A 19,942-nucleotide genomic window follows, 5' to 3' on the forward strand; every position below is an offset into this window, starting at 1 on the left:
GAGCCGGGATATATGCTAGAGGCACCACCAGTGAAGTACGCACCTTTTGGTAACTACCTGCGACGTGACGTATCCATGGTCAGCAAACATGTGCTCACGCGCGGCCTCTTCGGGTCGCCGTCCAATCCCGAGCCTCCCCCGACGAACGTCTACGTCGAGGCGTGCCCTTCCCGTGCGATCCTGGAACTCATCGCCGATAAGTGGACGCTGCTGATATTGCCCGCGCTCCGCGATGGCCGCATGCGCAACAGCGATCTCATGCGGCTGATTGGCGGAGTGTCGCAGAAAATGCTCACCCAAACGCTGCGCGAGCTGGAGCGCAACGGCATCGTCAACCGTATCGACCATCACGAGGTGCCACCCCGCGTAGAGTATGAGCTGTCCCCGCTCGGCCGCTCCCTGTCGGACCTCGTCCGCAGTCTTGGCTCGTGGGCAGAAGAGCACCTCGAGCAGGTGATCGCAGCGCGCGATGCGTTCGAGGCGCGTGAGAGGCAGAAGCCATGAGCGTGAAAGGCGGATCTGCCCCACAGCGATGTTTGGCAGCCCGTTTCAACTGCATCGGAATTCGGCTACGAGTCGGTACCGAAGCTGGCCGCAGCTACGAGCCTCAATAACAAAGACCAATAACCCTCAAGGAGTGTCGCGCCATGCGCTGCCCCTACTGCGCCGGCGAGAATACGCAGGTCAAAGACAGCCGTCCGACCGAGGAGAACGCCTCCATTCGCCGGCGCCGCGTCTGCCCCGACTGCGGTGGCCGTTTCACGACTTTCGAGCGTGTGCAGCTGCGCGAACTCACAGTGGTCAAGCGCTCTGGCCGCAAGGTGGCGTTCGATCGCGACAAGCTGATGCGATCGATCGAGATCGCGCTGCGCAAGCGCCCTGTCGACTGCGATCGCGTGGAGCGCATGGTGTCGGGCCTCGTCCGCCAGCTCGAAAGCGCAGGCGAAAGCGAGGTCGCCTCGTCCACCATCGGCGGTCTCGTCATGGAGGCGCTGCGCGGCCTCGATCCCGTCGCCTACGTGCGCTTTGCATCCGTCTATCGGGACTTCCGCGAGGCTGCCGACTTCCACGAGGTGCTCGGCGAAATCGCAGCCGAGCCCGTCGTCGGCGATCATGACACAACTCAGCACCTTGCGTTCGAGAGCTCCGTTGCGGAGACAGCCCGCCTCAAGAAGCACTGAGCAATGGGCGCGTCCGAGCCCAGCGGGTTTGACATCCAGATGATGCGCGTTGCGCTGCGCCTTGCCGCGCGCGGGCTTGGGCGCACGGCGCCAAATCCAGCGGTCGGCGCCGTGATTGCCGATGAGCGCACTGGCGAGGTGATCGCCCGCGGCTGGACAGCTCCGGGCGGCCGCCCGCACGCAGAGCCTCAAGCCATAGCGCGCGCCGGGGAGCGTGCCCGGGGCGCCACCATGTACGTCACCTTGGAGCCCTGTTCGCACTATGGGGTTACGCCACCGTGCGCCGATACCATCGTGTCGGCGGGGTTGGCGCGCGTCGTCTGCGGTATCGAGGATCCTGATCCGCGCGTCGCGGGCCGCGGCTTGGCGCGCCTGCGCCAGGCCGGCCTTGCCGTGCAGCGCAACGTGTTGGCCGACGCGGCGCACTGGGTGACAGCAGGACACATCCTGCGCGTCACGGAGCGCCGCCCGCTGGTGACGCTTAAGCTTGCCCTTGATGCCACCGGCGGCGTGCCGCGCGGTGGTGAGGGCCAGCCGACCTGGGTGACGGGAGAGGGGGCACGATCGGCCGGCCATCTGCTCCGCGCCTGTTCCGATGCCATCCTTGTCGGCCGCCGCACCGTGCTCGATGATGATCCGCTGCTCAACTGCAGGCTGCCGGGCCTCGCTGCCAACTCTCCGATACGCATTGTCCTGGCGCGGACGCTCGACGGCCTTGAGCAGTCCAGACTCGCAAGCACTGCGCGCGAAATTCCTTTATGGGTCGTATGCCCCGAAGGTTCCGACGCTTCTGCCCTGGCAGACAAAGGGGCAACGATCATCCCCACCCGGCTGGTTGCGGGCGAACTCTGGCTCCCGGCCATCATGGAAGCTTTGGTCGCCAAGGGTGTGACGCGGCTTCTCGTTGAAGGTGGTCCAGCAACTTGGGCCGCGTTTTCCAACGCGGGCCTTGTTGACGAGGCTGTGATGTTCCACGCTCGCGGGCCCGACGGCGCCGAGCTGTCCCCCGCATGCGCTATAGCCGCACTTCGACGCTATATCTCTAGCGAAGGCTTCGACATTTACGATCGGCGAACGATCGGCGGTGACGATATGATCGCGCTCCGCCGGCCGTGGCATCGCGGCATCCGCCGCTAGACGGGCAACGAAAGACGCTAAGGCAGGAAGGAAAGCCAGGGCATGTTCACCGGCATAGTCACCGACACTGGCGAGGTCATCGCGCGTGATGGAGGCCGTTTCACCATCCGCTCGCATTTTTCTGCCGACAAGCTCGAGGTTGGCGGCTCGATGGCATGCAATGGTTGCTGCCTGACGATGACGTCGATCGCCAGCGACGCTGGGGGAAGCGTCTTCACCGTCGACGTCTCCAACGAGACCTGCGGTAAGACGACGCTCGGAGACTGGAAGCCGGGCGAAAAGATCAACCTCGAGCAGGCGTTGCGACTAGGTCAGGAGCTGGGCGGGCATCTTGTCACCGGCCACGTCGACGGCACTGCACGCATCGTGGACATCGTGGCCGACGGGGAAAGCCAGCGCTTTTCCTTCGAAGTCCCCGAGCACCTTGCCCCTTACATCGCCCCGAAAGGCTCGGTCGCTCTTGACGGCGTTTCCTTGACTGTCAACGAGGTTTCCGATTGCCGCTTTGGCGTCAACCTCATCCCGCACACCTTGACGGTGACCACCTGGGGCGCGAAAACCCCCGGGCAGATGGTCAACCTGGAAGTTGACCTGTTCGCGCGCTATATCGCGCGGCTCCTGGAGTTTCGCCCGTGACGCACGAAGTTGGCAAATACGCCATCTCGGAAGGCCGTGGCTGCCTGTCGTCGATCCCTGAGATCCTCGAGGACATGCGCAATGGTCGGATGGTCATCCTCGTCGATGCCGAAGAGCGTGAGAACGAGGGCGACCTCGTCATCCCTGCGCAGATGGCAACGCCCGACGCTGTGAACTTCATGGCGCGGTATGGACGCGGTCTCATCTGCCTCACGCTGACGGGCGCACGTGCCAGCGAGCTTCAGCTTGCCGCCATGGTCGGCAACAACCGCTCGCGCAATCGCACCGCCTTCACGCAGTCGATTGAGGCGCGCGAGGGGATTTCTACCGGCATCTCCGCAGCCGATCGCGCACGCACGATCGCGACCGCCATCGATACGACCAAGAGCGCCGACGACATCGTTTCGCCTGGCCACGTGTTTCCGCTCGTCGCGCGCGAAGGCGGCGTGCTGATCCGCGCTGGACACACCGAAGCGTCGGTCGATCTGGCACGCCTCGCCGGTCTTTATCCCGCGGCCGTCATCTGCGAGATCATGAACGACGACGGCACCATGGCGCGCCTGCCCGATCTCGTCACCTTCGCCCAGCGGCACGGCCTGAAGATCGGCGCGATCGACGAGCTCATCGCCTATCGCCTGCGCAACGACCACATCGTCCGTGCTGTCGCCAAAACGAGCATCGCAACTTCAGTCGGTCGCTTCGACATGCACGTCTACGAGACGACTGTCGAGCCCGCCGAGCATCTGGCGCTCGTCAAAGGCGACCTGACCGAGCCGGGTCCCGTTCTCGTGCGCGTGCACGCCGTCAATCTGCTCGGCGATGTCCTCGGCGTCGGCGAAGCCGGCGACACCTCGCAGATCACCAACTCATTGCGCATGATCGAACGCGAAGGACGCGGTGTTGTCGTGTTGATCCGCGACCTGCGCCCCCGACTTATGTCCGAATGGATCGCCTCGCGCGCTCAGCCGAAGAAGCCGGCCGCGGGTGCGCAGGAACGCCGTCAGGTGGAGATCGGCATCGGCTCGCAGATCCTCACCGATCTTGGCGTTCGCGACATGATCCTCATGACCAATTCGCCAGCCCACGTCTACGTCGGCCTGGAAGGCTTCGGACTGCGCATCGTCGACACAAGAAAAATCGAGTAAGAGATGATCGTAAAGCCCGACAAGCCTAGCGCGCCGAAGTCCAGCAAAGGGCCGATGAGCGCGCGCATCCTCATCATCGAAGGCCGCTTCTACGAGGAGATCGGCGACGAGCTCGTCGCCGGGGCTGAAGCCGCACTCGACGAGGCCGGCGTCGCCTACGATCGCATCACGGTGCCCGGCGCGCTGGAGATCCCCCAGGTGTTGCAGCAGGCCGTCGCGAGCGGGCTCATTCCCGGCCGCGCCGCGGGTGGCAAATGGGATGGCGCCATCGCGCTGGGCTGCGTGATCCGCGGCGAGACCTATCACTTCGAGATCGTCTGCAACAACGCCAACCACTGGCTCATGCAGGTTGCGACCGAGCATTCGGTTCCGGTCGGCAACGGCATCCTCACCGTCGAGAACGAGGAGCAGGCACTCGCCCGCGCCCGTGGCGGCATCAGCGGCAAGGGCGCCGACGCTGCGCGCGCTTGTCTCCGCCTTATCGCGCTACAGCGCGAGTTCGAGGGACAAAGCGTATGACCACCACGAGCAACGCGACGCCGATCCCGGGCAAGATTGCTCTCGCGCCGCGCACGGCAGCCCGCGTGGCGACCGTGCAAGGCCTCTACCAGATGGATCTCGCCGGCACGGATCTCAACGCGGTGATCGACGAGTTCGTGCGCCTGCGTTTTCCCAAGCTGCCCGGAGATGAGGCGGCCGCCGGCGCCGACCCTGCCTTCTTCGCCGAGCTGTTGCGCGGTGTCGTGCGCCGTCAGCGCGACATCGATCCCCTCGTCGACCAGCAGCTTGCCGAGGGCTGGCGTCTCGTGCGCATCGACGCCATTGTGCGCGCCATCCTGCGTGCCGGTGTGTTCGAACTGATGGAGCGCCCTGACGTTCCGCACCGCGTCGTCATCAACGAGTATATCAACGTCGCCCACTCGTTCTTCTCCGACGATGAGCCGAAAGTGGTGAACGGGGTGCTCGACAAACTGGCGCGCAAGCTTCGCCCGGCCGAGTTCAACCGCGATGCCGGAAAATGACCGGCAGCGCGCGGGGGCATCGAGCGGCGAAGAGGCGTTGATCGCCGAGTTCTTCGCCCCGCTCAGCGAAGGCTTTCCTGGTGCCTACGGTCTGAAAGACGATTGCGCAGCGATCGCCGTGTCGCCCGGCCAGGAATTGATCGTCACCACCGACGCCGTCATCGCCGGCGTGCACTTCTTGCCCGGCGATGAACCCGGTGCGATTGCGTGGAAGGCGCTCGCAGTCAACGTTTCCGATCTCGTGGCCAAGGGTGCCGTGCCGCTCGCCTACGTGATGAACCTGGCGCTTCCCGACATCGATCGGTCCTGGCTCGCCGCCTTCAGCGGCGGATTGCTGAGCGCGCAGACTGCATTCGGCTGTCGTCTGATCGGCGGAGATACCGACCGCACGCCTGGGCCGCTCTCTGTGTCGATCACGGCATTTGGCACCGTACCATCCGGCTGCATGGTCCAGCGGACCACAGCTCGAGACGGCGACATCGTCTATGTCAGCGGCACGATCGGCGACGCCGCGCTCGGTCTCGCGCTCCGTCATGACCCGCAGCTGGCCGACCGCAGTGGACTGGATGCCGAGGCCTGCACTTATCTCGAAAACAGATTATCCCGCCCTCGCCCGCCGCTGGCGCTCGGGCCCGCCCTGCGTGCCTGCGCATCCTCAGCCATGGATGTCTCCGACGGTCTGATGAAGGACTTTGACCGGCTCTGCCGGGCATCTCGCGTCGGCGGACGACTGCAGGCATCGCTGATCCCCCTCTCGCCGCCAGCGCGAAAAGTGATCTCCACAGACGAAACCGATCTTGCCGATCTTATGTCCGGCGGCGAGGACTATGAGGTGCTCGCAACGATAAGCCCCGCCAAGGCTGCCCAGTTCGAGGAGCTGGCACATGGTGCCGGAATACCCGTGACCCGCATTGGAGAGGTAACAGCGGGTCCAGCGGGTGCCGTCGCCATCGACCCGGCGGGCGGAACCATGTCGTTCGGTAAACTAGGCTGGGATCACTTTTTGGCACGCTGATGTGCCTTGAAACCGGCTCTGCGTGCGACCAAATCGCATCGCGACAAAGGCCATCGCGTGCACGAGACAAGCGGAGCACACGCAATCGTCTTGGTTTGGCCATATCCTGGCGGCTATTGAGACGACAACGTTCAACGACGGAAGTGCGGTTGCCATAAGGGGTTGCGCGGCGGCGGGACGACCGGTCCGTCGCAGGCCGGGCAAAAGTGGGACGATTTCATGCTGGCATATCGCGCGCGGGCGCGACTTTACGGTTTGCATCTCTTCGCTCGTTGCGCAGGGAAGTGCGGCGCAGTTGCTGCGGCCCTTTTGGTCGGTCTGCTGTTTGCTTTACCTGCACCAGCGCTTGCGCAACAAGCTCAGGCGAATTGGTGGGAGAGTCTCACGGGATCTGGCACGCCTGACTACTCGGGCCGCCGTCAGGAGGACCGCGCGCGTGAACGTGCTGCGCGTCAGGCCGAACCACTCGACGATCTGCGCCCCGACGCAGTGCCGCTGCGCTCCGATGAGATGATCATCTCGATGGAGAAGGCTATCGCGCGCTATCAGGAGATCCTCCAGCAAGGCGGTTGGCCCGTCGTGCCTGCCGGCCGCATGATGCGCGAAGGCGAAGATGACGACCGCGTTCCGATACTCCGCAAGAGATTGATCGCCAGCGGCGACCTGCGCCCCCGCTCGCAGTACTACAACTCGTATACCTTCGACGAAGAGCTCGCCAACGCGGTGAAGAACTTCCAGCGTCGTCATGGCCTGCGCCCCACCGGGCGCATCGAGCGTTCCACCTATCCGGCGCTCAACATGACTGTCGATGAGCGCATCAATCAGCTTCGCCTCAACATCGGCCGCATCCGCGAATTGATGTCGACGGCGATCGAGGAGCGCTACGTCCTCGTCAATGTCCCCGCGTTCCAGCTCGAGGCGGTCGAGCGCTTCGAGGTGCAGCAACGTCATCGCGTGATTGTCGGCCGCACCGAGCGCCAATCGCCTTCCGTGAAGGCCACCATCCGCGCGCTCAATTTCTTCCCGTATTGGCGCGTGCCCGATAGCGTGGCCCACCTTGATCTCATCCCGCGCCTGTTGAAAGAGCCGGACTATCTGCAGAACGAAAAGATCCGCGTTCTCGATCCTGCCGGTTCCCGCGAGCTCGATCCACAGACCGTCGATTGGCATGCGCCCGACGCGCAACGCCTCAAGTTCCGCCAGGATCCGGGGCCGCAGAACGCGCTTGGCCTCGTGCGCATCGATATGGCCAACGAGCACGGCGTCTACATGCACGACACGCCCATGAAGCAGCTGTTCGGCCAGCGCTCGCGCGCCTTCAGCGCCGGCTGCGTGCGCGTCCAGGGCGTATTCGATCTCGCCGACTGGATCGCTCACTACGAGCCTGGTTGGGAGCAGCCCGGCCGCGCCCAGCAGATTGTCGAGTCTGGTCAGGCCGTGGACGTGACCCTCACGCGCCCTATCCCGGTGTATTTTACCTACATCACGGCTTGGGCCGAGCGCGATGGCGAAGTCGAGTTCCGTCCCGACATTTACGGCCGCGACGGCGCCGTCGACCAGATCGCCGAGATGGACCGGGATCCGAACGAGCCAGCCCCCACCATCACCCTGGCGCCCTGACCGAAGCCGGCGCCAACGTTTCGCGACGCCCCCCGACACCCTATATTGAGCGTGTCGGGGCATCACGGAGCTGAGGCGTGGGCTGGTCGATTAAACTTTTCACATGGGGCGGCACCGCCGTCCGCATGCATCTGACGTTCCTGCTGCTCATCGCATGGATCGCCGCCGTGCAATGGCAACATGGCGGGCCACACGGTGCCATCGCCGGCGTCCTGTTCATTCTCGTGCTGTTTGCCTGCGTGGTGCTGCACGAGTTCGGCCACATCTGGGCCGCCGCACGCTACGGCATCCGCACCCCTGACGTGACACTGCTGCCCATCGGCGGCGTCGCGTCGATGGAGCGCATGCCTGAAAAGCCGTCGCAGGAGATCGTCGTCGCGCTCGCCGGTCCTGCCGTCAACCTCGTTATCGCACTCGTGCTCATAGCAGCACTCGGTCTGCGACTGACGATCGATCAGATGTCCTTCGAGGCTCTGCAGTCCAGCTTCCTCGCGCAGGTCGCGATAGCAAACATCATATTGCTGGTCTTCAATCTCATTCCCGCCTTCCCGATGGATGGCGGCCGCGTGCTGCGCGCGCTTTTGGCGATGAAGATGGGTTTCCCGCGCGGCACCCGCGTGGCAGCCAGAATCGGTCAGGCCATGGCGGTCGGTTTTGCCTTCCTCGGCTTCATGGGCAATCCGATGCTCATCCTCATTGCGGCATTCATCTTCCTCGCGGCCTCCGGCGAGGCGGGCGACGTGGAAATGCGCGAGGTCATACGCGGGCGCCGAATTACCGACGCGATGATCACCCGCTTCGAATCTATCGGCGTCGGTGCGACGGCAGACGACGCGGCGGCGAAGCTGCTGCACACGACGCAGCACGAGTTTCCCGTGGTTGACGGTGGCGGTCACTTGCGCGGCTTCCTAACGAGCAGGGCAATCATCGAGGCCTTGCGCGCAGGGGAGGGTGGGCGTCCAGTTCTGGAGATCATGACTTCGTGCGCACCAACGCTGCGCCTCGACGCAACGCTCGATGAAGCCGTCGACGCGATGCGTTCAACGGGTGCGCGCTTCATCGGTATCATCGATGCCGACGATCACCTCGTCGGCTATCTGACGCCTGAGAACCTCAATGAGCTGATCATGATCGGCGCCTCGCGCGAGCGGGCGCGAACCGACCGGCCGCTCCCCGATCCATGATCGCAGCGCACCGCCTCACAGCTATGCACCGTTGCTTGTGACCATCGCCCCGTTACGCCGGGTCGAGCGGTCGCGCCGAGGCGAGCCGATAGAACTCGGCCCGCGTTTCCGGTTCTGTCTTAAAGCAACCGAGCATGCGGCTGGTGATGGTAACGACACCCGGCTTCTTGATGCCGCGAGTCGTCATGCACTGGTGCGCCGCCTCGATGACGACCGCCACCCCGCGCGGCTTTAGAACGGTGTCGATCGCATCGGCAACCTGTGCCGTCAGCACTTCCTGAATCTGCAGCCGCTTGGCGTAGATCTCCACGAGCCGTGCGAGCTTGGAGATGCCGACCACGCGCTGCGAAGGGTAATAGGCAACGTGCGCACGGCCGATGATCGGCACGATATGGTGCTCGCAATGGGATTCGAGGCGGATGTCGCGCAGCATCACGATCTCATCGTAGCCGCCAGCTTCCTCGAATGTCGTGCGCAGAATCTCGACGGGATCTTCCCCATAGCCGGAGAAAAACTCTTCATACGCCCGCACCACACGTCCCGGTGTTCCAAGCAGACCTTCGCGGTCAGGATCATCGCCCGCCCATTCGATCAGCGTGCGCACGGCGGCCTCGGCGCTCTCCCGCGTCGGCTTGGCCCGGCGGGGACTTGACGGGTTCGCTACGACGGCATCCATCGCCGATGACCTCCTGTTTTTGTTTTTCTTCAATGCAGCGTGGCGCGCGGGCGGATCGGGCGATCGACGCAAAAGAACAGCCTGAATGCGCCAGTGCCGGCAATGCGCGGCGAGCGGTGCACCAGTGCTTTCTCGGCCGTCTCGGATCCGCCCATGATCCCCACCGAAAATCGCGGCATCTGCTGCAGCGGGCCTGCGTAATCGTCCTGCAGGCTCAAGGCGTCCGTGGCATTTTCCGCGGGCACCCACACCGTTCCAGGGCCAACGTAGGTCGTAACGAGGCGACCGAGAGTGACGTCGGCATGGAACTTCCGGCACGCATCATCGCGCACGGCCTCTATGCGCACTTCGACTTCGTTCGCTGACGTGGCGCCGGCGAACAGCGTGACGAGATGCGCCATGTCGTGGCTCAGTGTGGTAATAAGCTTTGCATCGCTCAACGGACCTGCAAGCAGGCATGCATTCAACTTGCGGCCGGCGTCTTCTGGCGTCGAAACGAAGCGGCCCGTGGGCAACGCTTCGAATGCGAGAGCATCGAGCCGGCGCACCAAGTCCGGCGCGGGTTGCCGTTGCCAGAGGGCAAGCCGGCAACCGGGCTCGCTCCAACGGCGCAGCACGCTCGGCAGATCGGACGCGTAAACGTCGGAGCTTATCGGCAGGCTGGCGCCGGCGAGCTGGTAGCGTTTGAAAAGAGTGCTCATCAGGCCGCGTCTCGTTGCCAGCGCGGGAACGGATCATCGAGGCGCAACCACGCTTTGGTGTCCACCTCGCCGGTCTCGGGCAACTTCATCAGGCACGCGTCGAGCTCTGCCCTGATGCGCGCCTCGTCCATCTCGCCGGTGCCGATGAACACCAGCTCTTGTCGCCGGTCGCCCCACTGCGCGTGCCAGCCGTTCTTGATCCGCGCTACGAGCGCATCATCGTCAGGCCAGTTCTTCTTCGGCACGGCTGCCCACCAATAGCCCATGGCTTCTGTGCGCACGAGTGGGCCCGCCTGGGACATCTCGCCGACGAAGGCGGGGCGGGATGCGAGCCAGAAGAAACCCTTCGCGCGCACGACGCCCGGCCAGGAATTGCCGAAGAACGCGTGCAGCTTTGCCGGATCGAACGGACCGCGTGCCCGGTAGACGAAGCTCGATATGCCGTACTCCTCTGTCTCGGGCTGATGCTCCTTGAAGCCGTTCAGCTCCTTGAACCACGTCGGGTGCTGATGCGCAGCATCGAACGAGAAGAGGCCTGTATCCAGGATATCGCCAAGCGCCACCTTCCCGTGGTTCGTCTCGATGATGCGCGCATCGGCATTGAGCGCGCGCACGATCGATTTCGCCAGCTCGACTTCGTGACGTGCGGCGACGTCTGTCTTGTTCAGCACCACCACATCGGCAAATTCGATCTGCTCGACGAGCAGCCCGACCAGCGAGCGCTCGTCCTCTTCACCAGCGACCTCGCCGCGGTCTTTCAAAAAGTCTTGTGAGGAATAATCGCGCAGAAGGTTCGCCGCATCGACGACCGTCACCATGGTGTCGAGCCGCGCACTATCCGAAAGGCTCTTGCCCTTCTCATCGCGGAACTCGAATGTCGCCGCCACCGGCAGCGGCTCGGCGATACCCGTCGACTCGATCAGCAGATAGTCGTAGCGCCCATCCCTCGCTAGCCGATCAACCTCCTTCAGCAGGTCGTCGCGCAGCGTGCAGCAAATGCATCCGTTCGACATCTCGACCAGCGTCTCCTCGGTGCGCGACAGGTTCGCGCCACCGCCCATGACGAGGTCTGCGTCGATGTTCACCTCGCTCATGTCGTTGACGATCACCGCAACTTTCCGTCCCTCGCGGTTGTTGAGGACGTGATTGAGCAGTGTCGTCTTGCCGGCTCCGAGAAAGCCGGAAAGCACTGTCACGGGCAGGCGCCCGTCGGGCTCCTGCGATGCGGTCTGAAGGTGGGTGCTGAGATCGCGATCCATGGCTGGGGTTCTCCTTGGCTGGGTCGATCCATATCGGATGTTATAACATCCGTAAAGTGCCAGAGAGACTGTGTCAGGAAGCTGTGGGCACAGCGTTCGCGATGAGACGCGCTCAGGAAGAGAAGGCGCGGTCAGATGTACGAAAAGGGAAGGGTTAAAAGCGGTTGCTTCGCCTCCGGGGCGAGCGGCGCTCCGCGCCTACTCCGCGGCCGCGGCCACTCGCGGGCAAGGAAGTCCCTCGCGGCCCGGGCCCAACATTTCCCACAGCTCGTCCAGCACGGTTGGTGGAACCGTATTCGGCTTGCCGAGTGCGAAGTAGCTGATGTTCACCGGCTCGCCATCGCGCAGGATGGTGATCGCGCGTTTGCGTCCTTCGCTATTCACCTTGGATTCCGGAAGGATTCCGCAGCCGAGGCCGATCTGAGTCCATTCCTGTACAGCCGCGTAGCTGCTTGCCTCGCCCGGGTAGCGATGCAACGTGAGCCGCTGGTCATCGAAGAGGCCCTTGGTTACTTGCGCAAGCCCACACGCGTTCGGAACCAGGACAAACTCTTCGCCCGCGATCGTCTCAACCTCTACCTGGTTGACACCGTGCCACCGGTCCTTTTCCTCGGAGCGGGGAAGAAAGAGTAGTGGCTCGCTGCACAGGCTTTGCAGCAGGTAATCGCCGGCAGGGATCGAGCGCTTGTCGAATGGCGCAATGACGAGATCGAGCTGTTCGCGCTTGAGGTCATCGCACAGCGTCGACAGATTGCCCTCGCGGTAGATGACGCCGACGTCCGGTCGGCCTTGCCGGAATGGTTCGAGCAATGCTTCGGCCAGCTTGATGCCGACGAGGGGCGAGATTCCGACATGCAGTGTCATTGCCGGATTGTCGAGCTTGCGCACCATATCGCGCAGACGATCGTAGGAGTTGAGCGTCTCTAGGACGCCGGGAAGCAATTGCTGCCCGAAGTGCGTGAGGCTCACGCTCCGCGTGGTGCGATGAAAGATGCGATGACCAAGCTCGGCCTCGAGCTGTGCGATACCGTTCGAGAGCGTGGGCTGTGTGACCGCACAACGCGCCGCGGCGGCCACGAACGAACCCTCCTCGTAAAGCGCTCGGACATACCTCAGTTGCTGGAGGTTCATTCTCTGTTCTTGAGTTCGATTAAGCCGAGTGTGGCAATTCAGCACGCCAGGGAATGGCTTGCCCTGGGAGCTGGTTCCTATAGCTTATCATACCACAGATTGCCCACGTTAATAGATTTCAGAAATAGGCGACATTCGGAAAGAGAATTTCCGTTCCATCAGTAGCCCTCCTATCCTTCCTCCCAGCAATAACAGGCCTGCCAGGCAAGGTCGGGCCCTTCTGGAGGAAGCACCACGTGAAGAAGGCTCTGCTAGCTGCCGCATGCGCCGCTGTCGCGACGCTCGGCTCAACCACAGCGGGATTTAGCGACGAGACGTGCAACTCGCCGTTCGTCGAGGCTCTCATTAAAGGGCAGGAAAAGTATCTCCAGGTTTGGACGTTGGGCATGCCCGGCGTCGGCGACGAGTCAGACAAGATGGTGACCATCGACGTCGATCCGTCCTCCGCCAAGTACGGCAAGGTGATCAATACGCTCTCTGTTGGCGGCCGCGGCGAAGCCCATCACCTCGGTTTTAGCGATGACCGCCGCTACGTCTGGGCCGGTCGCCTGGACGACAACAAGATCTTCATTTTCGACCTCATCGACCCGGCCAAGCCGAAGCTTGCGAAGGTGATCACCGACTTCGCCGAAAAGACCGGCTACGTCGGTCCGCACACGTTCTACGCGATGCCTGGCCGCATGATGATTCAGGCGCTGTCGAACCCCAAGACTCACAACGGTGAGACGGGCCTCGCCATCTACACCAACGAGGGCGAGCTTGTTTCGACTCATCCTCTGCCCCTCGCCAATGGTGGGGACGGATATGGCTACGACATCGGCATCAACCCGCAGGAGAACTTGATGCTCACGTCGAGCTTCACGGGTTGGAACAACTACATGATGGACCTCGGGAAGCTCGCGAAGGACCCCGAGGCGATGAAGAACTTCGGCAACACGATGGTCCTGTGGGACCTCAAGTCGATGGATCCAAAGAAGGTCTTCAGCGTTCCCGGCGCTCCCCTCGAGATCCGCTGGTCGCTGAAGCCGGGCGACAACTGGGCGATGACGGCCACCGCGCTGACGGGCAAGCTTTGGCTCATCAAGCAGGACGACAAGGGCGAGTGGCAGGCGAAGGCCGTAGCCGATGTGGGCGATCCCTCCAAGCTACCATTGCCGGTCGACATCTCTATCTCGGCCGATGCCAAGACGCTGTGGGTCGACACCTTCATGGATGGCACCGCGCGCCTGTTCGACATCTCTAATCCTGAGGCGCCGAAAGAGATCTACACCAAAAAGATCGGCAATCAGGTCAACATGGTCTCGCAGAGCTGGGACGGAAAGCGCGTCTACTTCACCACGTCGCTGCTGGCCAACTGGGACAAAAAAGGCGCTGAGAACGACCAGTTTCTCAAAGCCTACGATTGGGATGGCAAGCAGCTCGTCGAGAAGTTCTCCATCGACTTCAACGAGCTGAAGCTCGGTCGTGCCCACCACATGAAGTTTTCCGGCAAGGCTCAATCGGCTGCGCTCGGATCCGAGGCGGCGGTTTCGGCTCGCTAATCCACGCTGGGCCTAATGATAAAAAAAATCCCGTCGCGCACACCCGTCGCGCAACTCGCCGGTCGCTCTGCATTGCTTGCCATCGTCCTTGTGTCGATGGTGAGCGGAGCGGCCGGCGCCTCTTATCCTGCGCCCGGAACCTACAAGCTCCAGAAGATCGAACAGGCAGCTTCAGGTTGGGTGCTCGAAAACAACGCCTGGATGCCCCGGCGCCTTTCGAGCTACCTCAAAGGCAAGATCACGCTCTTCTCGTTCTTCTATTCGACATGCACCGACCCAACCGGCTGCCCCGTCGCCTGGTCGGCATTCGAGGACGTCTATCAGAGAGTCCAGAATGATCCGCAGCTCAGAGGGCGCGTACGCTTGGTCTTCCTCTCCCTCGACCCGCGCGTCGACACGCCAGAGCGGTTGTCATTGTTTTCTGACAATCGCCGAGCGACGCAGAAGACCGTGCCCTGGAACTTCCTGACCACGTGGTCCGAGAGCTACCTGAAGCCGATCCTCGAAGATATGGGCCAAAGCCCCAGTCGTGAGCTGGACGAGCACGGCAATCCAACTGCTGTGATCAACCACATGCTGAAGGTCTATCTCGTCGATCAGGAAGGCTGGGTTCGCGAGATCTACACCACAGCATTCCTGCAGCCCGATGTGCTGATGAATGACATCAGAACGCTGGCCATCGAAGAGGACAAGAGCAAGCAGGCAAGCGCCCAATGAAATTCTGGCGTATCGCGTCTATAGCAGCGTCGTTCTCCCGTCATCGGGCGTTCGCCAGCGCGTGTGCGCTTGTCGCAATTCTGCCGGTTCTCGTTATCGCATGTGGTGCGACATCCCTGCGCAAAACGCCCCTCGGTCTACCCGAAGCGCCCCCGCAAGAAAGCGCCGAGCGCATTGCCCTGGGACGCAAGCTGTTCTTCGACCGGCGCCTGTCGGCCAACAACACGCTGTCCTGCGGCATGTGCCACATCCCCTCGCAGGCGTTCGCCTCTACGCAGACCGCCACGGCAGTTGGCTTTCTGGGGCAGAGCCTCCGGCGCAACGCACCATCGCTGCTCAATGTCGTCTACCAGAGAACGCTGTTTCATGACGGGCATGAGAGCGACCTCGCGCAGCAGGCGTGGTTGCCTATGATTGCATCCGACGAGATGGCTAATCTCTCGATGGGTCAGGTTCTCGCCCGCATCCGCGCTCTGCCTGACTACAATGGAGAGTTCGAAAAGGCGTTCGACGGGCAGGGCCCATCGATGCAGACCGTTGGCGATGCCATCGCGGCATACGAGAAGACCTTGCTCTCAGGCAACTCGCGTTTTGATCGCTGGCGCTTCGGTGGCGAGAAGAACGCCATTACCCGGCAGGAGCAGCGCGGGTACGAGTTGTTCGTAGGCAAGGCTGGCTGTGTCACCTGCCACGCCATGGAAGAGCACACCGCGCTCTTCACCGACCACGAATTTCACGATACCGGCATCGGCTATCACGCCACGATCGCCCCGGACAACAAGACCTACGAGGTGCAGCTCGCGCCCGGCACGTTCATCAAAATGCACGCCGACCAGCTGCGTTCGGTCTCCGAGCCGCTCAAGAATGACTTGGGCCGCTTTGAGGTGACACTCAACCCGCACGAACGCTGGGCCTACAAAACACCGAGCCTGCGTAACGTCGCTTTGACGTCGCCATACATGCACGACGGATCGCTTCCCTCGCTCGAGGATGTGCTCGATTACTACGATCGCGGTGGCATCCCGCACGACGGTCAGGCGCAAGAGATTCATCCGCTTGGCCTGAGCGCTGCGGAAAAGTCCGACATCATTGCCTTTCTCAAAACTCTGAGTGGCGACGCGGCCGAGCGCGAGGCCATGGCGGCGGCGGATACTCCCAATCGCTACAGCCCGATTCCGATAACCGCGGAGGATGGGGCGAGATGACGAGCTTCCGCGACGCCAATGAGACGTCGCCAGTTCACACGAAGGGGCAGGACGCAATGGATTATCCAATCAATACGTCGGTAACTCCGAAAGTCGTTCCCTTTTTCGACGCGGACACGAACACGATCAGCTACGTCGTTGTCGACCCGACGTCGATGTCGTGCGCGGTGATCGACAGCGTCATGGACATCGACTATGCGGCCGGGCGCATAAGCTACCGCTCCGCCGACGCCATAGTCGAATACCTGCGCCTCAACGAGTTCAAGGTCGAATGGCTGATCGAAACGCACGCGCACGCCGACCACCTGTCCGCCGCGCCATACATCCAGAGCAAAGTGGGCGGCAGGCTTGGCATTGGCGAGGACATCAAGATCGTCCAGGAGGTCTTCGGAAAAATCTTCAACGAAGGCACCGAGTTCCAGAGTGACGGCAGCCAGTTTGATCGTCTGTTTAAGGACGGCGATACCTACGAGATCGGGAACCTGCAGGCGTTTGTGCTGCATACGCCGGGCCATACGCCGGCCTGCACCACGCACGTCATCGGTAATGCAGCGTTCGTTGGTGACACGCTCTTCATGCCCGATGGCGGCTCGGCTCGCGCAGATTTCCCGGGCGGCGACGCGCGCACGCTCTTCCGGTCGATCCGCCGTGTGCTCGAGACTCTGCCCCTAGAGACCCGCATCTTCATTTGCCACGACTATGGGCCCGGCGGCCGCGAGATCCGCTGGGAAACGACGGTTGCCGAGGAGCGCGCCAAGAATATTCACGTGCGCGACGGCGTCAGCGAGGAAGAGTTCGTAGCAATGCGTTGCGCGCGCGACTCCGCGCTGGCCATGCCCAGGCTCATCCTTCCCTCGCTTCAGGTGAACATTCGGGCGGGCAACCTCCCGGCGCCCGACACGAAGGGCAAGCGTCATCTGAAAGTACCGATCAACGCCTTCTGAAGCAGCCCCCACGTCACAAACGGCGCCGAACTCTGCCCCTGCCAGATGCAAAAAACACGGGGGGTTCCTAGGGAGAGACAAGATGGAATTGCACAAGATCAACGACGAGATATGTGTTTCACCGCAAATCAGCACGGACGATGCAGTAAAGCTCAAGGAGTTGGGCTTCCGCTCTATTGTCTGTCACCGTCCCGACGGTGAAGCCCCCGACCAGCCGCTCTTTCGCGAGATCGAGGAAGCCGCCAAGGCGGCAGGCTTGGAGATCCATCACCAGCCCGTCGTTACCGGCAAGATTGCCGACGCCGATGCTGAGGCATTTGCGGCTCTGCTGAAGCAGCTGCCAAAGCCCGTTCTCGCTTTCTGCCGAACTGGAACTCGCTCCGCATCTCTATGGGCGCTTGCCGAGGCGCGCTCGCAGCCGCTCGCCGACATCGTGCACGCCACAAAGGCGGCTGGTTACGACCTGAGTGGTATCGTGCGCCGCATAGCCAACGGTGGTCGCACGCCGACCGGTTTGCCCGATTGCTCACACGACATCGTCATCGTCGGTGGTGGAGCCGCCGGCATCGCAACCGCGTCGAGCCTGCTCGCACGCAATGCCGATCTTGATATCGCAATCATTGACCCGGCCGACACGCACTACTATCAGCCGGGCTGGACCATGGTCGGCGGTGGCGTGTTTGCTCCGTCCACCACCGTCAATACGATGGCATCTGTCATGCCGGCGGGGGTGAAGTGGATCAAAGCCGCTGTCACCGCATTCGAGCCGGCAGAGAATGCCGTGATCCTCGAAGGTTGCCGCATCGTCAAGTATCGCCACCTCGTCGTATGCCCAGGATTGAAGCTCGATTGGGCCAAGGTTGAAGGCCTCGTCGACACCATTGGACGCAATGGCGTTACGTCGAACTATCGTTTCGACCTTGCACCCTACACGTGGGAGCTCGTGCGTAACTTCAAGGGGGGACGCGCCGTTTTCACCCAGCCGCCGATGCCGATCAAATGCGCTGGCGCACCGCAGAAGGTGATGTACCTTTCCGCCGATCACTGGCGCCGCAACGGCCACCTGAAGAACGTCGATATCGGCTTCTATACGGCAACGCCAGCGCTGTTCGGCGTAGCGGCCTATGTGCCCGCGCTGATGAAGTACGTCGAGCGTTACGGTGCGAAGCTGAACTTCCACCACAACCTCGTCGCCATCGATGGCAATGCGAAGAAGGCCTGGTTCGAGCAGGCGATCCCCGATCAGCCGAAGAAGACTGTGGAAGTCGACTTCGACATGATCCACGTAACGCCACCGCAGTGCGCGCCGGACTTCATTCGTGTCAGCCCGCTCGCCAATGCGGCTGGATGGGTTGACGTGAACCAGGGAACTTTGCGCCACGCCACGTACGACAACATCTACGCCCTCGGCGATGTTTGCTCGGCGCCTAATGCCAAGACAGCCGCTGCCGCGCGCAAGCAGGCGCCTGTGGTTGCCGAGAACATCGCCCATGACCTGGGCCTGCGTCCCTCGGCGGCCGAGTACGACGGTTACGGCTCCTGCCCGCTCACCGTAGAGCGCGGCAAGATCGTGCTGGCTGAGTTTGGTTACGGCGGCAAGCTGCTACCGAGCTTCCCGAAGTTCTTCATCAATGGCGTGAAGCCGTCGCGCACGGCTTGGCTGCTGAAAGAGCGTATTCTGCCGCCGATCTATTGGCGCGCAATGCTCAAGGGGCGTGAGTGGATGGCTAAGCCGAAAGCCGCTGCCTGATGCTGCATGATGCATTGGCGACGCTTTCGGGCTCTCTCGTTGGCTTCGTCCTGGGACTTATCGGTGGCGGCGGCTCTGTGCTTGCCGTGCCGCTGCTGGTTTACGTTGTCGGCGTGCCATCTCCCCACGTCGCCATCGGAACCAGCGCAGTTGCCGTCGCCCTCAGCGCACTGGCAAGTCTCGCCGGACACGCCCGGCTGGATCATGTCAAGTGGCGGTGCGCAGTCATATTCGCTGCCACGGGCGTCGTCGGCGCATTGATCGGCTCGACCTTGGGCAAGCAATTCGACGGACAGAAACTATTGCTTCTGTTCGGCGTGCTCATGCTCGTCATCGCAGGTCTGATGTTCAAAAAGAAGGACGGGCAGGGGGACGCGTTCGTCGCCCTGACGCGCGTGAATGCGCCCACACTTCTGCCGCCGCTCGTCGGCTACGGCATGGTGGTCGGCCTACTCTCCGGCTTCTTCGGAATCGGCGGCGGATTTCTGGTGGTGCCCGGGCTCATGGCCGCAACCAGAATGCCGCTGATCTTCGCAGTCGGCTCATCGTTAGTCTCGGTGGCGGCATTTGGAATAACCACCGCGGGCAATTACGCCAGCTCCGGCCTGATCGATTGGGTGCTTGTCGCGCTCTTCATCGGAGGCGGAATCATTGGCAGCGCTCTTGGCCTGCGCACGTCGACATTGCTTGCATCAAAGAAGCAAATGCTGTCCCGCGTGTTCGCTATCATAGTAGCCGCCGTAGGTATCTACGTAGTTTTACGTGGTCTCCAAAACGTGGCTGGCTAAATCTGGAGAATTTTGCCTCCATTAAAGCGGCCGATATCCAGCAATTCCACGCATTAAACGGTTTCTGCGTAGCGGCGCGGCAATTACGCACGTCTCCAGCGATTATGAGCTCAGTCTATTCGCGGCATCGATCAATCGCATTCGATGCTTCTATTTGTGTAGCGATTTCATCACGATAGTTGTCGCGCTTTGCACAGCTTACGCACTATTTGTTTGCCCCTTCATTCCCGTGCGGACAAACATGAATTGACCAGAGAGTCGCGCTGCTGCGCGGCATGAAAGTCGAACGC

General features: G+C 62.4%; 20 protein-coding genes. 16 read left to right on the top strand and 4 right to left on the bottom strand.

Annotated elements, in window-relative coordinates:
• Window positions 1–75 precede the first annotated feature (75 nt).
• The 10 genes from ACP15D_RS18010 (at window position 76) to ACP15D_RS18055 (ending at window position 8,940) form a co-directional block, all read left to right on the top strand.
• On the top strand, window positions 76–504 hold the full coding sequence (locus ACP15D_RS18010) for a winged helix-turn-helix transcriptional regulator (RefSeq protein WP_424958792.1): 429 nt from the start codon (window positions 76–78) through the stop codon (window positions 502–504).
• 143 nt (window positions 505–647) lie between these two features.
• Window positions 648–1,181, top strand: coding sequence for a transcriptional regulator NrdR (gene nrdR, locus ACP15D_RS18015; protein ID WP_424958793.1), 534 nt, complete (start codon window positions 648–650; stop codon window positions 1,179–1,181).
• Window positions 1,182–1,184: 3 nt separating this feature from the next.
• Window positions 1,185–2,318, top strand: coding sequence for a bifunctional diaminohydroxyphosphoribosylaminopyrimidine deaminase/5-amino-6-(5-phosphoribosylamino)uracil reductase RibD (gene ribD / locus ACP15D_RS18020; RefSeq protein WP_424958794.1), 1,134 nt, complete (start codon window positions 1,185–1,187; stop codon window positions 2,316–2,318).
• Window positions 2,319–2,360: 42 nt separating this feature from the next.
• Window positions 2,361–2,954, top strand: a complete 594-nt coding sequence (locus ACP15D_RS18025) for a riboflavin synthase (RefSeq protein WP_424958795.1) — start codon at window positions 2,361–2,363, stop codon at window positions 2,952–2,954.
• Entirely contained in the window at window positions 2,951–4,099 is a 1,149-nt protein-coding gene (gene ribB / locus ACP15D_RS18030; RefSeq protein ID WP_424958796.1) for a 3,4-dihydroxy-2-butanone-4-phosphate synthase, read from the top strand. Before ACP15D_RS18025 ends, ribB begins: the two co-directional genes overlap by 4 nt.
• A gap of 3 nt (window positions 4,100–4,102) precedes the next feature.
• Window positions 4,103–4,618 carry a 6,7-dimethyl-8-ribityllumazine synthase gene (gene ribH, locus ACP15D_RS18035; RefSeq protein ID WP_424958797.1) on the top strand — a complete coding sequence of 172 codons (516 nt, stop codon included), beginning with the start codon at window positions 4,103–4,105 and terminating at the stop codon, window positions 4,616–4,618.
• On the top strand, window positions 4,615–5,121 hold the full coding sequence (nusB, locus tag ACP15D_RS18040) for a transcription antitermination factor NusB (RefSeq protein ID WP_424958798.1): 507 nt from the start codon (window positions 4,615–4,617) through the stop codon (window positions 5,119–5,121). Before ribH ends, nusB begins: the two co-directional genes overlap by 4 nt.
• Window positions 5,108–6,136: a thiamine-phosphate kinase gene (gene thiL, locus ACP15D_RS18045; RefSeq protein ID WP_424958799.1), complete on the top strand. Its 1,029-nt coding sequence runs from the start codon at window positions 5,108–5,110 to the stop codon at window positions 6,134–6,136. Before nusB ends, thiL begins: the two co-directional genes overlap by 14 nt.
• A 219-nt stretch (window positions 6,137–6,355) precedes the next feature.
• Entirely contained in the window at window positions 6,356–7,756 is a 1,401-nt protein-coding gene (locus tag ACP15D_RS18050) for a L,D-transpeptidase family protein (protein ID WP_424958800.1), read from the top strand.
• A gap of 77 nt (window positions 7,757–7,833) precedes the next feature.
• On the top strand, window positions 7,834–8,940 hold the full coding sequence (locus ACP15D_RS18055) for a site-2 protease family protein (protein WP_424958801.1): 1,107 nt from the start codon (window positions 7,834–7,836) through the stop codon (window positions 8,938–8,940).
• 52 nt (window positions 8,941–8,992) lie between these two features.
• Here ACP15D_RS18055 and folE read toward each other — a convergent pair whose 3' ends face one another.
• The 4 genes from folE to ACP15D_RS18075 all read right to left on the bottom strand — a co-directional run bounded on the left by folE (window position 8,993) and on the right by ACP15D_RS18075 (window position 12,707).
• Complete coding sequence (gene folE / locus ACP15D_RS18060; RefSeq protein ID WP_424958802.1) at window positions 8,993–9,616, bottom strand: GTP cyclohydrolase I FolE; 624 nt, start codon at window positions 9,614–9,616, stop codon at window positions 8,993–8,995.
• 29 nt (window positions 9,617–9,645) lie between these two features.
• Complete coding sequence (locus ACP15D_RS18065; RefSeq protein ID WP_424958803.1) at window positions 9,646–10,317, bottom strand: DUF1826 domain-containing protein; 672 nt, start codon at window positions 10,315–10,317, stop codon at window positions 9,646–9,648.
• A complete protein-coding gene (gene zigA / locus ACP15D_RS18070) occupies window positions 10,317–11,576 on the bottom strand; it encodes a zinc metallochaperone GTPase ZigA (protein ID WP_424958804.1) in 1,260 nt (419 codons plus the stop codon). The genes ACP15D_RS18065 and zigA overlap by 1 nt, the downstream gene beginning before the upstream one ends.
• Before the next feature lie 198 nt (window positions 11,577–11,774).
• Complete coding sequence (locus tag ACP15D_RS18075) at window positions 11,775–12,707, bottom strand: LysR family transcriptional regulator (RefSeq protein WP_424958805.1); 933 nt, start codon at window positions 12,705–12,707, stop codon at window positions 11,775–11,777.
• 236 nt (window positions 12,708–12,943) lie between these two features.
• On the opposite strand from ACP15D_RS18075, the gene ACP15D_RS18080 reads away from it, so the two are divergent.
• The 6 genes from ACP15D_RS18080 (at window position 12,944) to ACP15D_RS18105 (ending at window position 19,652) form a co-directional block, all read left to right on the top strand.
• A complete protein-coding gene (locus ACP15D_RS18080; protein WP_424958806.1) occupies window positions 12,944–14,248 on the top strand; it encodes a selenium-binding protein SBP56-related protein in 1,305 nt (434 codons plus the stop codon).
• A gap of 15 nt (window positions 14,249–14,263) precedes the next feature.
• Window positions 14,264–14,965: an SCO family protein gene (locus tag ACP15D_RS18085; protein WP_424958807.1), complete on the top strand. Its 702-nt coding sequence runs from the start codon at window positions 14,264–14,266 to the stop codon at window positions 14,963–14,965.
• On the top strand, window positions 14,962–16,170 hold the full coding sequence (locus ACP15D_RS18090) for a cytochrome-c peroxidase (RefSeq protein WP_424958808.1): 1,209 nt from the start codon (window positions 14,962–14,964) through the stop codon (window positions 16,168–16,170). Before ACP15D_RS18085 ends, ACP15D_RS18090 begins: the two co-directional genes overlap by 4 nt.
• A 56-nt stretch (window positions 16,171–16,226) precedes the next feature.
• Window positions 16,227–17,114: an MBL fold metallo-hydrolase gene (locus tag ACP15D_RS18095; protein ID WP_424959269.1), complete on the top strand. Its 888-nt coding sequence runs from the start codon at window positions 16,227–16,229 to the stop codon at window positions 17,112–17,114.
• An 82-nt stretch (window positions 17,115–17,196) separates the two neighbouring features.
• Entirely contained in the window at window positions 17,197–18,864 is a 1,668-nt protein-coding gene (locus ACP15D_RS18100) for a TIGR01244 family sulfur transferase (protein ID WP_424958809.1), read from the top strand.
• On the top strand, window positions 18,864–19,652 hold the full coding sequence (locus ACP15D_RS18105) for a sulfite exporter TauE/SafE family protein (RefSeq protein WP_424958810.1): 789 nt from the start codon (window positions 18,864–18,866) through the stop codon (window positions 19,650–19,652). Before ACP15D_RS18100 ends, ACP15D_RS18105 begins: the two co-directional genes overlap by 1 nt.
• Window positions 19,653–19,942 lie beyond the last annotated feature (290 nt).

The organism is Hyphomicrobium sp. 1Nfss2.1 (assembly GCF_965243865.1).
Lineage (GTDB): Bacteria > Pseudomonadota > Alphaproteobacteria > Rhizobiales > Hyphomicrobiaceae > Hyphomicrobium_A.

Excerpts from the sequence above, each read along its gene's own strand:
- ACP15D_RS18075 (WP_424958805.1), bottom strand. The coding sequence starts at position 12,707 with ATGAACCTCCAGCAACTGAGGTATGTCCGAGCGCTTTACGAGGAGGGT.
- ACP15D_RS18050 (WP_424958800.1), top strand. The coding sequence starts at position 6,356 with ATGCTGGCATATCGCGCGCGGGCGCGACTTTACGGTTTGCATCTCTTC.
- nusB (WP_424958798.1), top strand. The coding sequence starts at position 4,615 with ATGACCACCACGAGCAACGCGACGCCGATCCCGGGCAAGATTGCTCTC.
- ACP15D_RS18100 (WP_424958809.1), top strand. The coding sequence starts at position 17,197 with ATGGAATTGCACAAGATCAACGACGAGATATGTGTTTCACCGCAAATC.
- ACP15D_RS18090 (WP_424958808.1), top strand. The coding sequence starts at position 14,962 with ATGAAATTCTGGCGTATCGCGTCTATAGCAGCGTCGTTCTCCCGTCAT.
- ACP15D_RS18065 (WP_424958803.1), bottom strand. The coding sequence starts at position 10,317 with ATGAGCACTCTTTTCAAACGCTACCAGCTCGCCGGCGCCAGCCTGCCG.
- ACP15D_RS18105 (WP_424958810.1), top strand. The coding sequence starts at position 18,864 with ATGCTGCATGATGCATTGGCGACGCTTTCGGGCTCTCTCGTTGGCTTC.
- thiL (WP_424958799.1), top strand. The coding sequence starts at position 5,108 with ATGCCGGAAAATGACCGGCAGCGCGCGGGGGCATCGAGCGGCGAAGAG.
- folE (WP_424958802.1), bottom strand. The coding sequence starts at position 9,616 with ATGGATGCCGTCGTAGCGAACCCGTCAAGTCCCCGCCGGGCCAAGCCG.
- ACP15D_RS18025 (WP_424958795.1), top strand. The coding sequence starts at position 2,361 with ATGTTCACCGGCATAGTCACCGACACTGGCGAGGTCATCGCGCGTGAT.
- zigA (WP_424958804.1), bottom strand. The coding sequence starts at position 11,576 with ATGGATCGCGATCTCAGCACCCACCTTCAGACCGCATCGCAGGAGCCC.
- ACP15D_RS18085 (WP_424958807.1), top strand. The coding sequence starts at position 14,264 with ATGATAAAAAAAATCCCGTCGCGCACACCCGTCGCGCAACTCGCCGGT.
- ACP15D_RS18010 (WP_424958792.1), top strand. The coding sequence starts at position 76 with ATGGTCAGCAAACATGTGCTCACGCGCGGCCTCTTCGGGTCGCCGTCC.
- ribD (WP_424958794.1), top strand. The coding sequence starts at position 1,185 with ATGGGCGCGTCCGAGCCCAGCGGGTTTGACATCCAGATGATGCGCGTT.
- nrdR (WP_424958793.1), top strand. The coding sequence starts at position 648 with ATGCGCTGCCCCTACTGCGCCGGCGAGAATACGCAGGTCAAAGACAGC.
- ribH (WP_424958797.1), top strand. The coding sequence starts at position 4,103 with ATGATCGTAAAGCCCGACAAGCCTAGCGCGCCGAAGTCCAGCAAAGGG.
- ACP15D_RS18095 (WP_424959269.1), top strand. The coding sequence starts at position 16,227 with ATGGATTATCCAATCAATACGTCGGTAACTCCGAAAGTCGTTCCCTTT.